The sequence below is a fragment of the Paraburkholderia sediminicola genome, assembly GCF_046030555.1.
GTDB lineage: Bacteria > Pseudomonadota > Gammaproteobacteria > Burkholderiales > Burkholderiaceae > Paraburkholderia > Paraburkholderia sediminicola_E.
The window spans coordinates 16,553-32,086 of record NZ_JAQQCH010000016.1 but is presented as its reverse complement, the minus strand read 5'-3'; the positions used below and the strand labels follow the sequence as shown (position 1 = coordinate 32,086).

Genomic DNA, 15,534 nt, shown 5'->3' with positions numbered 1-15,534 from the left:
CCGTGAAACGCCGCCGAAGTGCCGCCTGAAAGGCGCGAGGCGATACTGGCGCTCAGGCGTCGCCATGCAAATAAGCGTCGACCTGCGCTTCGATCCACTGCGCAAAATGCGCCTGTTTCGCGTTCAGAATTTCGCGTTGCTGCCACACCAGCCAGTACGGATACGGGTACGGCACGCGAATATCCGTGATCTGCACCAGATCGCCGTTTGCCAACGCATGCGCGACCAGACTGCGCCGTTCGAGCGCGATACCCTGCCCCAGCAAAACCGCGCCCAGCACGATGTTCGAATCGTTCGCCGACAGCACGACCGCCTCGACGGCCGGCTCCGCCACCTGCGCCGCCTGACACCACTCGGTCCACGGCGTGTTGGGGCTGGAGATCAACGGACACGCGATCACGTCCTCCGCGGTGACGGGAAGGCGGCCGCCCGGCGCGAGCGTGAAGTGCGGCGCCGCGACGACCAGCACTTCGTCGTCGAACAGTTTCTGCTGTGCAACATCGGGCCAATGCCCTTGCCCCATGCGAATGCCGATATCACTCACGCCCTGGCGCAAATCCTCGACCTGCAAACTCGTCAGCAGACGGATTCGATAGTACGGATGTGTCTCGCGGAAACTTGCGAGACGCGGCACGAGCCAATGCTGCGCAAACGACGGCACGGTTGCGATGATCAGCTCGCTTTCGTGTGGGCGCGCCTGCGCGCGGCGCGTCGCCCGCGTGATGTCGCGCAACGCCGACCGTATTTCCAGCGCGTAGAGCCGGCCTTCCTCGGTGGGCCGCAAGCCGCGCGCTTCGCGCACGAACAGTGCGACGCCCATCGAATCTTCCAGCACCTTGATCTGCTGACTCACCGCCGAGTGCGTGACATGCAATTCGCGCGCGGCCTGGGTCACGCCGCCCAAGCGGGCGACGGCTTCGAAGCAGCGAAGCGCGGTCAAGGGCGGAATCTGTTTCATGTAAGAAATTCTGACGTAAACCGTCGATTAATGTCGCTTTTTTTGACCTGCCAAGCGCCTTAATCTATTGGTCTGACGCACCACAAGAACCGCCTGGTAAGCGAACAACCGCCTCCCCGCCCGCTCGGGCTAGCCATATAGATCTTCTAACGGATACGAGATGAAACTGATTGGAATGTTGGATTCGCCCTACGTGCGTCGCGTTGCTATCTGCATGAAGTTGCTGAAGCTCGACTTTGAGCACCAGTCGATCTCCGTGTTCAGCACGTATGAGGCGTTCGCGAAGATCAACCCGGTCGTGAAAGCACCCACCCTGATCCTCGACAACGGTCAGCGCGTGATGGACTCGACGGTGATCCTGCAGTACCTCGCCACGCTCGCCGCGCCGGACCAACGGATCTTCCCGTCGCAACCGGAGCATTGCCTGCGCGCCGCGAGCCTGACGGGCCTTGCGCTGGCCGCGTCTGAAAAGAGCGTGCAGCTCGTTTACGAACGCAATCTGCGTCCAGCGGACAAACAGCATGAGCCGTGGGTCGAGCGCGTGACCGAGCAATTGCGCGCTGCTTACCGCGAACTCGAAGAGGAGCTCGCATCGGCCCCGCTGCCGGTCGAACCAAACCATTTCGGCGCAGCAGACGTGGCGGTGGCCGTTGCGTGGAATTTCACGCAGATGTTCTTGCCGGAGATCATCACCAAGGCGGACCATCCACGCTTGCAGGCATTTTCCGAGGCAGCCGAGCAGTTACCGGTGTTCGTCGCAACGCCAGCGGTATAAATGGCGCGCGGCCGGCAACTGGCTTCACTCACGGCCCATTGCAGACACCGAGACGCCCTGCTGTGGTTTTGCCGCCGGCTCGCACGCGGCCGAGGCGTACAGCGTTAATGCCGATACACAGCAGTGTGCCAATCAACAGCGCAGCCGCCACCCACGGCAGCGCGACCGCGCTGTACCGGTCGATCGCCATGCCGCCGAGCGCCCCGCCGACCGCGATCGCGAGATTCCAGACCGTGACGATCATCGATTGCGCGACGTCGGCGCCCTCGCCCGCAGCGCGCGCCGACGCGGTTTGAAAGAGCGTGGCGGCGCCGCCGAACGCGAGCCCCCACAGACCCACGCCAACATAGACAACAGCCGGCAGATCGCTCGCCAGACCGAGTATCACGGCTGCTACGCCGAACAGCACGACACTGATCAGCATCAGCCGGCGCAGATACCGGTCCACCAGCACGCCGACGATCGCGATACTCGCAAGGGCCATCACGCCGAACACGAGCAACACGGCGTCCACGCGCTGCTGCAAATGCGCGAGCGCGAGGAACGGCGAGATGTAGGTGTAAAGGATGGTGTGCGCGAGCACGTAAGCGAACATCACGCCGAGTACCGCCTTGACGCCCGGCGAGGCGAGCACGCCACTCAACGTCGTGCGCCGCCCTGCGGGCTGACCGGCGAAATCGGGCACCTGCCAGCGCACCCAGCCGAGCAGCACGACTGTCAGCACACTCATCGCGCCGAACGTGTAACGCCATCCAATCGAAGCGCCCACCAGTGTCCCGAACGGAATACCCAGTGACAACGCCACCGGCACGCCCGTCATCACCAAGGCGATTGCACGGCCTTGCAAATGCGCGGGCGCCATACGCGCCGCGTAGCCGGCGAGCAGCGCCCACACCAGACCGGCCGACACGCCGGCAAAGAACCGAGCGACCAGCGTGAGCGTGTAGTTCGTCGACAGCGTCGTTACCGTATTGACGACGACGAAACCCACGATCGCCATCAGCAGCAGCGAGCGACGGCGCCAGCCCCGCGTCGCGATCGCGAGTGGAGTCGCCGCCAGCAACGACCCCGCCGCGTACACGGTGACGAGCTGGCCGATGAGTGCCGCCGACACCCCGAAGTCACTGCTCATTTCACGCAGCAGGCCGGCGGGCAATGCCTCGGTCAGGATGGTAATAAAACCGGCCGTAGCGAGCGCGAGCAAACCAGACAGCGGCAAGCGATCGGACAATTGTGTCGATTGCGCCGCAGCGCCTACCTGATCCAGGTCGATTTCGCTCATGGCCGGCTCGCCTCCTGAACGCCGGATGAAGGCCGCGCGGCGTACTGAGAAGCGTTGGACGGCTCGGACAATTCGAACATGGCTGTTCCAATGAAAGGGGGTGCGGCCATCATACGAACCCGGTAATCAAAGAAAAACTGGGATAGAGTTCCTCAGTCTGCGGACATTCATGTCCGGAATCGGAGGCGATGGTGGAAAGTTTGAGCGGGTTTCTGGTATTCGTGCAGGTAGCCGAAACACGCAGCTTCGTCACGGCCGGGCGGCTGCTCGGCGTGTCGGCGTCGGCGGTCGGCAAGCGCATCGCGCGCCTCGAAGAACGGCTCGGCGTGCGGCTCTTTCATCGCAGCACACGCAGCATCACACTCACCACCGACGGCATGCAATTTCTCGAACGCAGCCGGCGCATCCTCGCTGAAATCGAAGCAGCGCAACTGGAGATGTCGCAAAGCGCCGGCTTGCCACGCGGCCGCCTGCGCGTGAGTCTGCCGCTGGCCGGTTCACTGGTGCTACCGGTACTCGCCGATTTCATGCTGGCGTATCCGGAGATCGAACTGGATCTGGACTTCAGCGACCGCGTGGTCGACGTGATCGACGAAGGTTTCGACGTCGTCGTGCGCACCGGCGCGCTGGCGGATTCACGCCTTGCCGCGCGGCAAATCGGTTCGTTCGGCGTGGTGCTGGTTGGCGCGCCGGCTTACTTCGCCCGGCGCGGCACGCCGCAAAAGCCCGCCGATCTCGCGGACCATGTCTGTCTGCACTATCGCTATCCGACGAATGGCAAGCTAGAGATCTGGCCATTGCGGCGCGAAGCGGGTGAGCGCGAGGCGAGCTTGCCGATTTCGATGGTTTGCAACAACGTTGAAACGCGCGTGTGCTTCGCCATGCGCGGCTTGGGAATCGCCTGTATGCCGGATTTTTCGGTGCGGCAGGCGTTGAAAGACGGCTCGCTTTGCACGGTGCTCGACGATTACGTGGAGCGGGCAATCAATCTCAGCATTGTCTGGCCCGCCGGACGCAACGTGCCGCCTCGGTTGCGAGTGTTCATCGATTTCATGGCCGCGCGGATTCTGGCGGACAGCGAGCCGCGGCGCTACGCGAATCTCGCGTAGCGTTGTATTGAGTTACACCGCCGCGGGCTCGCGTGCGGCGCCATCCAGGAACAACGCCGAAATCGCGTCCGTCGACAACGGCTTCGCAAAGTAGAAACCCTGCATCTCGTCGCACGCACGCTCTTTCAGAAAATCGAGTTGCGCCGACGTCTCCACGCCTTCGGCAATCACCTGCAATTTCAGCGAATGCGCGAGCGCGATAATCGCTGAGGTGATCGTTTCGTCGTCGCCCGACACGCCGATATCCGACACGAACGAGCGATCGATCTTCAAACGGTCCACCGGGAAGCGCTTCAGATAGCTGAGGCTCGAATAGCCGGTGCCGAAGTCGTCGATGGCAAGGCCGATGCCGAGTGCGTGCAGTTCGTTGAGCATCAACACCGCCTCCTCGGCATTGCGCATGATGGTGCTTTCGGTGAGTTCGAGTTCGAGATATTGCGGCTCAAGACCCGTCTCGGCGAGCACCTGCATGACAAGCTTCGCGATATCGCGCTGCTGAAAAACGCGTGCCGACAGATTCACCGACACCCGTGCCGGCGGCAAGCCTTCGTCCTGCCACGCCTTGTTCTGACGGCATGCCTCGTGCAACACCCATTCCGACAGCGGTCCGATCAAGCCGCTCTCTTCGGCGACGGGAATGAACAGCGACGGCATCACCAGCCCGACTTCCGGATCGTGCCAGCGCACCAGCGCCTCGGTACCGACAATCTGTCCGCTCTCAATATCCACCTGCGGCTGGTAGTGCAGCAGAAATTCGTTGTCACGCAAGGCGCGGCGCAAACGCCGTTCGAGATTCAGGCGTGCACCCGCGCTCGCATTCATCTCCGGCTGATAGAACTGGAACGTGTTGCGGCCCATGTCCTTCGCGCGATACATCGCGAGGTCGGCCTTTTTCATCAGCGTTTCCGCGTCTTCGCCGTCCTGCGGGAAGAGACTCGCGCCCATGCTGCAGCCGACATACAACTCGGTCCCGTCAAGCCACACCGGTTCGGAAATCGACGCGCGCACCCGTTCCATCCACGCGATCAGCGACTGCTCGTCGACGGTATCGGTCATCACGATCACGAACTCGTCGCCGCCGTGCCGCGCGACTGTGTCGCTGGTTCGCGAGCAGCGCGCGAGCCGATCGGCTACCACGCTCAGCAAGCGGTCACCGACGCTATGGCCGAGGCTGTCGTTGACGTTCTTGAAACCGTCCAGATCGATGAATACGACCGCAACGCCCTTGTGATGCCGCTGCGCAACAATCAACGCGTGCTGCAACCGATCGCGTAGCAGGTTGCGATTGGGCAGCCGCGTGAGACTGTCATAGTTGGCCTGATATTCGAGCTGTTCCTGATAGCGGATCAGATCGGTCACGTCGTTGATCACGCCGATGTGATGCGTGATCACGCCCTCCGCGTTCGGCACGGGTGCAATGAACAGCTGATTCCAGAATAGCGCGCCGTCCTTGCGATAGTTGCGCACCACGGCGCTGACTTCGCGGTTCGCCTCGAGCGCTTGACGAATCAACGCGACGCCTTCCTGGGCGCGATCGTCGCGCTGCAGCACACGGCAATCATGGCCAATCACTTCGGCGGGATCGTAACCGGTGATACGCATGAATGCGGGGTTCACGTATTCGATCAGATTGCCCGTTGGCGACGGCGCGGTAATCAGGATCGCGTTGACGCTGGCATCGAGCGCGCGGCTTTGCAAACGCAACGCCAGATCGGCGCGCTTGCGCTCGGTGATGTCCGTGTAGGAACCCAGCACGCCGATCACGCGGCCGTCGTTGTCGGTGAACGGCAGCTTGCTTGTGACCGTGGTGCGGTGCACGCCGTCGATCACCACATCGACCTCGAAGTTCATCTTCGGCACGCCGGTACTCACCACCTCTTTATCGTGCTCGTTCAGCAGGTCGGCGAAGGCGCGCCACGGCATATCGCTGTCACTCTTGCCCACCACCTGCTCGGGGTAAGAGAGCCCCGCATCGCGCGCGAACGCCATGTTGCAGCCAAGATAGCGCGACGCCTGGTCCTTCCAGAAAATCCGCTGCGGAATGTTGTCGATCACCGTCTCGAGCATCTGGTTTGAGCGCTGCACTTCGGCTTCGGCGTTGATCTGTTCGGTGACGTCGTCGGCCAGCACGAAGAAGGAGGCGTGGCCCATGAAGTTGATCGCGTGATACGAAATGTCGACGCTGATCATTGTCCCGTCCTTGCGCCGGTGATGCCAGACGCCCGCCATTGTGCGGCCCTGTTGCAGGACGTCGCTGCGCTGCAGGTGCGATTCGAGGCGCGAGATTTCGGCATTCGGCCGGATCGCGCGAATCGTCATGCCGAGAAATTCGCTTTCTGTGTAGCCGTATTGCTGGATCGCGGCCGCGTTCACAGCGAGAAAGCGCAGCGTCTCGCGATCAAAAATGTACATCGGTACCGGATGATCATCGAACAGGCCGCGAAACCGCTCATCGTTGCGGCTGAGTGCGCGGACGGTACGCAGTTTCTCGCGCGCGCTGCTTTCACGGGCGCCAAACGTGAAGATCAGGAGCGCACTGCCGGCCAGCATCGTCACGATCAGCAGGAACATGGCGCGTTGGGTCTCGCTTGTGGACGCCGCGAGCGACGCCTTCAACGCCTGGTCCTCCTGCTTGCGCAACGCCGCCAGACCGGCTTCCACGTGGCCGAGCCCCAGCCCCAGATGCGTATAGGTCGACGCCGCCCATGCGCGCGATTCGTTCGGCGTGGCGCTGCTGCTCTTCAACAGCGCATCGTCAATGTCGCGTTGCAGCGCGTGACTGTCCGCACTCAGCTTCGCAAGCGTGTCGAGCATGGCCGGTTCGCCGGCGAGCTCTTTGCGCAATTCGCGCTCCAGACCGGCCAGCGAGACCGCCGTGGCAGTCACCTCATTGACAGGCGCAGCCTCACCCGAGGCTTCGAAACGGCCGAGTGCGGCCAGCCCGCCGTCGAGCGCCGTATGGTAGGCGTCGAGATGCTGACGCACGTTCGTCGAACGCAGCATTCGCGCGTCGGCGTCGCGCTGCCCGCAAATCTGCGTATAGGCGACGAACGCGTTCGCGCCGACTGCCGCGGCGACGACTGCCAGATTGATCAGCAGCCGCTTCGATAAAAAAGGAGTCATGGGTTCCGAACGTCAATCGTTCTGAGGGCGGGAGCACGGGGGTCGCTTTCGATGCGTCGGGCCGCATCGAGTCGAGTCTTTTTACGCGCCAACCCATGGATAACGGCAGGGTTCGGAACAGATTGAGGGGGGGCAGCGAAATAATTCGCGGGTTAGGCTGAGGGCGCCTGGCCGGCCGCGCCTAGCCGGCCGCGCCAAATTCCTTCATCGCGGTGATGAAGTCGTGGTTGGCTTCCGCCTTGCGCGACAATTTGGCAAGTACGTACCGCTTGAACGGCGCGAGTTCGGCCCACTGAGCGACGCCAGGCGCGGGCAGGCCGGCGAGTCCCGCCTGGTGCGCGACAGCATCCGGGACGGCATCGGCGCGACGCCAGGCGGGCGCTTCCTCGGGCGTGAACCACTCCGGCTCGACGTTGGCGTGCGTGCGCAGCATTTCGAACAATGCATGATCGAAATTCGGCTCGATTTCCGCGTCTTCTTCGACTGGAAAACGCGCCAGCAGCTTGCGATCCTCGAGCGGCAGCAATTGCCACTGTTCGAGCGTGATGCGCAGCCCGAAGCGATCGAGATTGAAGCGCACCGACATCGGGATGTAGGTGAAATTCTCCGAAGACGCGACTTCGAAGTTGAACAGAAGCGGTGCTTCGTTGAGTCCCATGACAGTATTCCTCTTGAGTGACGGGCAACGCGCAAGCCCGGCTTGAGGTATTTTAGAACCTTATTCGCGCGATAGCGGCATGGTCTGGCGCTGCTTCGCGCCGCCGGGCAAGGCTGCAAGCCACACAAACGCGCGCAGCATGAAAGGAGTGAAGTCGCTTGAACGAACTGGACACAGACGGGCAGACGGGCGCCGTGGAGCGCCAGGTCCACCGGCATCGCGGCGCAGCGGTCGAAACCGTCACCGATCACGTCGGTCAGGAATGGCCGGTTGCGCTCGTTTTCAATGGCATCTCGCACGCGGTGATGATGTGCACGCCGCGCGATCTGGAAGCGTTCGCGGTCGGTTTTGCGATTTCGGAGGGGATCGTGGAACGCGGCAGCGACATTCAGGACATCGAGGTCGAGCTACACGACGATGACGAATTGCCGCATGCCGAAGTGCAATTGAAGGTGGTGCAGCAGGCGTTCGTCGCGCTGAAGGAAAAGCGCCGCGCGCTCGCCGGACGCACCGGCTGCGGCGTATGCGGCATCGAAAGCATTGATCTGCTGGATCTGAAGCCGGAACGCGTGCCGGACACCGGCTTTCTGCAACGTCTCGCGCCGGATGCGATTGCGCGTGCCGCTCGCGAGTTGCCGGAACACCAGGCATTGACGCGCCTGACCGGTGGCCTGCACGCTGCCGCATGGTGCGATGCGGCAGGCGCGATCCGCTACGCGTTCGAAGACGTCGGCCGTCACAATGCGCTCGACAAGCTGATCGGCCAGCTGGTGCTCGATCGCGTGGATACCCGGGAAGGTTTTGTGTTTCTGTCGAGCCGAGCCAGCTACGAGCTGGTGCGCAAGGCAGCGCGTGTCGACGTGCCGATGGTCGCCACGATTTCGGCGCCGTCGTCGCTCGCGATTACGATTGCCCGCAAGGCAGGCGTGCGGCTTGTCAGCTTCTGCCGGGAAACCAGCTACGTCGACTACGACACCTTGCAGCCGACGCAACCTTGAGCGCGCGAGGCGCCTGAACGCAGGCAGCTCAGTCGAACTGCCGGAAGTCCGGCTTGCGCTTCTCGAAGAACGCCTTGAACGCCTCGCGCGCTTCCGGCGCGAGCAGCATCTTGCCGAAGTGCACGGCTTCTTCGGTCATCTGCGTTTGCAGTTCCTGGCGGCTCGCGCGCTTCATCAGACTCTTCGTCACCCGCAACGACGACGCCGGCAGCGCCGCCAGCTTCGCCGCTTGTGCAGCTGCGAATGCATCGACTTCAGCCACAGGCAGCACGCGATTCACGAAGCCCATGCGTTGCGCCTCGGCGGCGTTGAATGCTTCGCCGAGCAACAGCTTTTCTGCTGCGGCCTGATAACCGGCCACGCGCTGCAACAGCAAACTCGACGCTGCTTCCGGGCACAGCCCGAGTTGCGTGAACGGCAGCGAAAAGCTGGCCGTATCCGCTGCATAGACCAGATCGCAATGCAGCAACAGCGTCGTGCCGATGCCGACCGCCGGGCCTGCCACCGATGCCACGACCGGCTTCTCCGCCGAACTGATTGCGCGCAGAAACTGGAACACCGGAGAGTTCTCGCCACCTGGCGGCGTCTTCATGAAATCTTCGAGATCGTTGCCAGCGCTGAAAATGCCGACGCTACCGCGAATCAGAATCGCCCGAATCGACGCATCGCCGTGCGCTTCGACCAAGGCATCGGCCATCGTCTGATACATCGCGGCCGTGATCGCGTTTTTTTTGTCGGGCCGGTTGAAGGCAATCGTCAGTACGCCATCGGCGCGCTCGACCAGAATATCCATTGTCATCTCCTCGTACTCCTGGTTGCTGCTGAATGGAAAAAACGGTTCGCAAGCCAGGCGGCCTGCGAACCGTTTCCGCGGTCCTGGGGGATCACCGCAAGGACCATGGCAAACTCGATTACAGACGTTCGATGATGCCCGCTGCGCCCATACCGGTGCCGACGCACATCGTCACCATGCCGTACTTGAAGTTGCGGCGGCGCAGGCCGTGCACAACGGTCGAGGCACGAATCGCGCCCGTCGCACCCAGCGGGTGGCCGAGTGCGATCGCGCCGCCGAGCGGGTTGATCTTCGACGGATCGAGACCGAGGTCCTGAATCACTGCCAGCGATTGCGCGGCGAACGCTTCATTCAGTTCGATCCAGTCCATGTCCTCGATCTTCAGGCCGGCGGCCTTCAGTGCGGCCGGAATCGCTTCCTTCGGACCAATGCCCATGATTTCCGGCGGCACGCCACGCACGGCGAAGCTGACGAAACGGGCGAGCGGCGTCAGGTTGAATTCCTTCAGCATCTTTTCCGACACGACGATCAACGCGCCCGCGCCGTCCGACGTCTGCGAGCTGTTGCCCGCCGTCACCGAACCCTTGTTCGCGAACACGGTGCGCAGTTTCGCCAGACCTTCCATCGACGTGTCCGCACGCGGACCTTCGTCGAGGGCGACTTCGCGCGTCTTGATCCGTACTTCGCCAGTGGCGAGATCCGGGAAGCGCTCGGTGATCGTGTAGGCGGCGATTTCGTCGTTGAACTCACCGGCTTGCTGCGCGGCGATCGCGCGACGATGCGATTCCACCGAGAACTGGTCTTGCGCTTCGCGGCTGATCTTCCAGCGCTCGGCAACCTTCTCGGCGGTCAGGCCCATGCCGTAGGCGATGCCGATGTCTTCGTTGCGATCGAAGATATGCGGCGACATTGACGGCTTGTTGCCCATCATCGGCACCATGCTCATCGACTCGCAGCCACCCGCGATCATCGCGTCCGACTCACCGACGCGAATCCGGTCCGCCGCCATCGCCAGCGCGGTCAGGCCCGATGCGCAGAAGCGGTTCACCGTGACGCCGCCGACCGTGTTCGGCAGGCCGGCCAGCAATGCGCCCATGCGCGCGACGTTCAGCCCTTGTTCCGCTTCCGGAATCGCACAGCCAATGATCGCGTCTTCGATTACCTTCGTATCGAGACCGGGCACTTGCGCCACGGCCGACCTGATCGCGTGCACCAGCAGTTCGTCCGGGCGCGTGTTCTTGAACATCCCGCGCGGCGCCTTGCCGATCGGCGTGCGGCTCGCGGCGACGATGTATGCGTCTTGCAATTGCTTTGTCATTTAAAGCTCCTATGTCGACCGGAGTTAGCGCTTCAGCGCTTACTCCGGTCCCATGCAGTCTTATCGCGGTCGACCGGAGTTAGCGCTTCAGCGCTTACTCCCGTCCCATGCATATAGATGCGGTCCGCTCGTCGCTTAGTTGCGTACCGGCTTGCCGGTTTGCAGCATGCCCATGATCCGTTCCTGCGTCTTTTGCGTGCCGAGCAGATCGACGAACGCTTGACGCTCGAGTTTGAGCAGCCATTCTTCGTCGACGAGACTACCCGCTTCCACGTCACCGCCGCACACCGCTTCCGCGATACGGCTGGCAATCAGATAATCGTGCTCGCTGATGAAACGGCCGTCGCGCATGTTGACGAGCGATGCCTTGATGGTCGCAATCGCCGAGCGGCCCGCAACCGGTACTTGCGTAACACGCAACGGCGGACGGTAGCCCGCGGCGGACAACGCACGCGCTTCTTTCTTCGCGATATCGAGCAGTTCGAACACGTTGAAGACGATCGTGTCGGACGGCTTCAGGTAGCCCATTGCGCGGGCGTCGAGTGCGGAGGCCGAGACCTTGGCCATTGCCGCATTTTCGAACGACTTCTGCACGAACTTCAGCAGATCGTTGGTCGCGCCCGCTGCGGTTGCGGCTTCCGCTGCGCGCAGTGCCGCTTCCTTCAGACCGCCGCCTGCCGGTACGAGACCAACACCGACTTCAACCAGACCGACGTAGCTTTCGATGTGCGCAACACGCTTCGCGCTATGCAGCGCCAGTTCGCAGCCACCGCCGAGCGCGATGCCCGACATGGCCGAGATGACCGGCACGCTCGCGTACTTCACGCGCAACATCCCTTGCTGGAATTTCTTCACGAACGGCTCGATGCCCTTCGCACCGCCCATCATAAACGCGGGCATGGCTTCTTCGAGGTTGGCACCTGCGGAGAACGGGCCACCCGGCGTGCCGAGTTTCAGCGACGTCGGCTGCCAGACGACCAGACCCTTGTAGTCCTTCTCGGCCAGTTCGATGGCTTGCGTCAGACCGTCGATCACCGACGGTCCGATCGTGTTCATCTTGCTCTTGAACGACACGATCAGGACATCGTTCTCGCCTGCACGGTCGTCGACCCAGGCGCGCACAGCGTCGGTTTCGAACAGGGTCTTGCCGTACGTCTTCGGATCAGCCGAGGTTTCGCCGACTAACGGTGCACGGAACACCTGCTTGTCGTAGACGGACAGCGACGAACGCGGCACGAACGTCTTCGAAGCCGGCGACCACGAACCTTCGTTCGTATGCACGCCGCCCTTCTCGGCAACCGGACCTTCCAGCACCCACGACGGCAGCGGCACATTCGACAACGCCTTGCCTGCCGCGATGTCTTCCTGCACCCATTCGGCGACCTGCTTCCAGCCGGCCGTTTGCCAGCCTTCGAACGGACCTTCGTTCCAGCCGAAGCCCCAACGGATGGCGAGGTCGACGTCGCGTGCGTTGTCAGCGATCGATTCCAGATGCACGCCGATGTAGTGATACACGTCGCGGAAAATCGACCACAGGAATTGCGCTTGCGGGTGCTCCGATTCACGCAGCAACTTCAGACGCTCTGCCGGCGGACGCTTCAGAATGCGGCCCACCAGATCGTCGGCTTTCGCTCCGCCGTCGACATACTCGCCCGTCTTCGGGTCGAGCACCTTGATCGCCTTGCCTTCTTTCTTGTAGAAGCCGCCACCGGTCTTCTGACCCAGCGCGCCCTTCTTCACCAGTTCAGCCAGCACAGGCGGCGTTTCGTAGACCGGGAAGAACGGATCGTCCTTCAGCGTGTCCTGCATCGTCTTGATGACGTGCGCCATGGTGTCGAGACCGACCACGTCAGCCGTGCGGAACGTTGCCGACTTCGCGCGGCCCAGACGTGAGCCCGTCAGGTCGTCCACTTCGTCGAAACGCAGACCGAACTTTGCAGCCTCGGTAATCACGGCGAGGATCGAGAAAATCCCGACGCGGTTGGCGATGAAGTTCGGCGTGTCTTTCGCCCGCACGACGCCCTTGCCGACCACGCTCGTCAGGAACGATTCGAGTTGATCGAGGATTTCCGGACGCGTCGTCGCGGTCGGGATCAGTTCGACCAGATGCATGTAGCGCGGCGGATTGAAAAAGTGCACGCCGCAGAAGCGTGCTTTCAATTCATCCGAGAAACCGTTCGACAGTTCAGTGATCGACAGACCCGACGTGTTGGTCGCGAAGATCGCATTCGGTGCGAGGTGCGGCGAGACCTTCTTGTACAGGTCGTGCTTCCAGTCCATGCGTTCGGCGATCGCTTCGATCACGAGGTCGCACTCGGCGAGCTTCTCGATGTCGTCGTCGTAATTCGCGGGCTGGATGTACTGCGCGTCGTCCTTCACGCCGAACGGCGCGGGCGACAGCTTCTTCAGATTCTCGATCGCCTTCAGGGCAATCGCGTTCTTCGGGCCTTCCTTGGCGGGCAGGTCGAACAGCAGCACGGGCACCTTGGCGTTGATCAGGTGCGCAGCGATCTGTGCGCCCATCACGCCGGCGCCGAGTACGGCTACCTTGCGAATGATCAGATTGCTCACGTCGTTCCTCCGGGGAGTTATGCGGTGTCGCGAAGGTGTCTCTTATGTTTCGCGATGTGTGTGACTTGTGGCGTTGGAAGGCGCCACGCCTCTTGCGGGCGTGGCGCTTGCCGTGATGTGGCTTTAGAACAGCGACTCTTCGACGTCCATCATCGACTTCGAGCCGGCACGTGCCTGACGAATCGTCATTGCCGTTTCCGGCAGCAGCTTCGCGAAGTAAAAGCGTGCGGTAGCGAGCTTCGCCTTGTAGAACGGGTCGCCCGATGCTTCGTTGTCCAGCGCGATACGTGCCATGCGCGCCCAGAAGTACGAGAACACCAGGTGGCCGACGGTGCGCAGATACGGCACAGCGGCGGCGCCGACTTCGTCCGGGTTCTGCATGGCCTTCATGCCGATTTCCATCGTCAGCTTCTGCACCTTTTCACCGATGTCGGCGAGCGGGTTGATGAATTCCTGCATTTCCGGCTTCACGCCTTCCGCTTCGACAAAGTCCGACACCAGCTTGCCGAACTTCTTCATCTTCGCACCCATGTCGCCGAGAATCTTGCGGCCCAGCAGGTCGAGCGCCTGAATCGCGTTGGTGCCTTCGTAGATCATGTTGATACGCGCGTCGCGCACGTACTGCTCCATGCCCCACTCGGTGATGAAACCATGGCCGCCGTAGATCTGCATGGCGTGGTTGGTGCTCTCGAATGCGTTGTCCGAGAGGAATGCTTTCAGAATCGGTGTGAGCAACGCGACCAGATCCGCGGCTTCTTTACGCACCGATTCGTCAGCGTGCGACAGTTCCTTGTCGATATGCAGCGCGGACCAGTACGAGAACGCGCGCGCGCCTTCAGCGTAGGCCTTTTGCGTGAGCAGCATACGGCGCACGTCCGGGTGCACGATGATCGGGTCGGCGGCTTTTTCCGGCGCCTTCGGCCCGGTCAGCGAGCGCATTTGCAGACGCTCTTTCGCGTACGTGAGCGAGTTCTGGTAACCGATTTCGGTCAAGCCCAGGCTCTGCATGCCGACGCCCAGACGCGCGGCGTTCATCATCACGAACATCGCGTTCAAGCCCTTGTTCGGCTCACCGACCAGCCAGCCCTTCGCGTTGTCCAGATTGATCACCGCGGTCGCGTTGCCGTGAATGCCCATCTTGTGTTCGATGGAACCGCACTTCACGCCGTTGCGCTCGCCCGGCTCGCCCGCTTCGTTCGGGATGAACTTCGGCACGATGAAGAGCGAAATACCCTTGGTGCCATTCGGTGCGCCCGGCAGACGCGCGAGCACCAGGTGAACGATGTTCTCCGCGAGATCGTGTTCGCCGCTGGAGATGAAAATCTTTGTGCCGCTGATCGCGTACGAGCCGTCGCTGTTCGGTTCGGCCTTGGTGCGCAGAATGCCGAGGTCGGTGCCGCAATGCGGCTCGGTCAGACACATCGTGCCGGTCCAGACGCCAGCGACCAGCTTCGGCAGATAACGTTGCTGCAGTTCCGGCGTGCCGTGCGCATGCAAACATTCGTATGCGCCATGCGACAGACCCGGGTACATCGTCCACGCCTGATTTGCCGAGTTCAGCATTTCATACAGCGCGTTGTTGACGAACGCGGGCAGACCCTGGCCGCCGTATTCCGGATCGCAGCCGAGTGCCGGCCAACCGGCTTCCACGTATTGCTTATAGGCTTCCTTGAAGCCCTTCGGCGTGGTCACGACGCCGTCGCCGACATACGTGCAGCCTTCCTGGTCGCCGCTGTGATTGAGCGGGAACAGCACTTCGGAGCAGAACTTGCCAGCCTCTTCGAGCACGGCGTTGATCGTGTCCGCATCGAGATCCGCGTGCTTCGGCATCTGCTTGATCTCGGCTTCGACGTTAAGCAGCTCGTGCAACACGAATTGCATGTCGCGCAGCGGCGCGGCGTACTGTCCCATGACTCTCTCTCCCAAGTTTGACAAGGAGCCAGGCTGTT

Annotated in this window: 11 protein-coding genes; 3 read left to right on the top strand and 8 right to left on the bottom strand. The window is 62.3% G+C overall.

Annotation, left to right across the window (positions count from 1 at the left end):
- Positions 1 to 52: 52 nt before the first annotated feature.
- Entirely contained in the window at positions 53 to 958 is a 906-nt protein-coding gene (locus PQQ52_RS22215) for a LysR substrate-binding domain-containing protein (protein WP_408215901.1), read from the bottom strand.
- A gap of 160 nt (positions 959 to 1,118) precedes the next feature.
- On the opposite strand from PQQ52_RS22215, the gene PQQ52_RS22210 reads away from it, so the two are divergent.
- Positions 1,119 to 1,733 (top strand): glutathione S-transferase, encoded by a 615-nt coding sequence (locus PQQ52_RS22210; RefSeq protein WP_408215898.1) that lies wholly within the window; start codon positions 1,119 to 1,121, stop codon positions 1,731 to 1,733.
- A gap of 28 nt (positions 1,734 to 1,761) precedes the next feature.
- Here PQQ52_RS22210 and PQQ52_RS22205 read toward each other — a convergent pair whose 3' ends face one another.
- Positions 1,762 to 3,015 (bottom strand): MFS transporter, encoded by a 1,254-nt coding sequence (locus tag PQQ52_RS22205; protein ID WP_408215896.1) that lies wholly within the window; start codon positions 3,013 to 3,015, stop codon positions 1,762 to 1,764.
- A gap of 191 nt (positions 3,016 to 3,206) precedes the next feature.
- Between PQQ52_RS22205 and PQQ52_RS22200 the strand changes: the two genes are divergently transcribed.
- Positions 3,207 to 4,124, top strand: a complete 918-nt coding sequence (locus PQQ52_RS22200) for a LysR family transcriptional regulator (protein ID WP_408216210.1) — start codon at positions 3,207 to 3,209, stop codon at positions 4,122 to 4,124.
- Positions 4,125 to 4,136: 12 nt separating this feature from the next.
- Here PQQ52_RS22200 and PQQ52_RS22195 read toward each other — a convergent pair whose 3' ends face one another.
- Both PQQ52_RS22195 and PQQ52_RS22190 read right to left on the bottom strand, forming a co-directional pair.
- Complete coding sequence (locus PQQ52_RS22195; protein ID WP_408215893.1) at positions 4,137 to 7,247, bottom strand: sensor domain-containing protein; 3,111 nt, start codon at positions 7,245 to 7,247, stop codon at positions 4,137 to 4,139.
- 181 nt (positions 7,248 to 7,428) lie between these two features.
- Positions 7,429 to 7,905, bottom strand: coding sequence for a nitrate reductase associated protein (locus PQQ52_RS22190; protein WP_408215890.1), 477 nt, complete (start codon positions 7,903 to 7,905; stop codon positions 7,429 to 7,431).
- Between the two features lie 158 nt (positions 7,906 to 8,063).
- On the opposite strand from PQQ52_RS22190, the gene fdhD reads away from it, so the two are divergent.
- Positions 8,064 to 8,903, top strand: a complete 840-nt coding sequence (gene fdhD / locus PQQ52_RS22185) for a formate dehydrogenase accessory sulfurtransferase FdhD (protein ID WP_408215887.1) — start codon at positions 8,064 to 8,066, stop codon at positions 8,901 to 8,903.
- Positions 8,904 to 8,931: 28 nt separating this feature from the next.
- On the opposite strand, the gene PQQ52_RS22180 is transcribed toward fdhD, so the two are convergent.
- The 4 genes from PQQ52_RS22180 to PQQ52_RS22165 form a co-directional block, all read right to left on the bottom strand.
- Positions 8,932 to 9,702 (bottom strand): enoyl-CoA hydratase, encoded by a 771-nt coding sequence (locus PQQ52_RS22180; RefSeq protein ID WP_408215885.1) that lies wholly within the window; start codon positions 9,700 to 9,702, stop codon positions 8,932 to 8,934.
- A 112-nt stretch (positions 9,703 to 9,814) separates the two neighbouring features.
- A complete protein-coding gene (locus PQQ52_RS22175; RefSeq protein WP_408215883.1) occupies positions 9,815 to 11,014 on the bottom strand; it encodes an acetyl-CoA C-acyltransferase in 1,200 nt (399 codons plus the stop codon).
- 135 nt (positions 11,015 to 11,149) lie between these two features.
- Positions 11,150 to 13,585 (bottom strand): 3-hydroxyacyl-CoA dehydrogenase/enoyl-CoA hydratase family protein, encoded by a 2,436-nt coding sequence (locus tag PQQ52_RS22170; RefSeq protein WP_408215880.1) that lies wholly within the window; start codon positions 13,583 to 13,585, stop codon positions 11,150 to 11,152.
- 123 nt (positions 13,586 to 13,708) lie between these two features.
- Entirely contained in the window at positions 13,709 to 15,496 is a 1,788-nt protein-coding gene (locus PQQ52_RS22165; protein ID WP_408215878.1) for an acyl-CoA dehydrogenase C-terminal domain-containing protein, read from the bottom strand.
- Between the last annotated feature and the right edge of the window lie 38 nt (positions 15,497 to 15,534).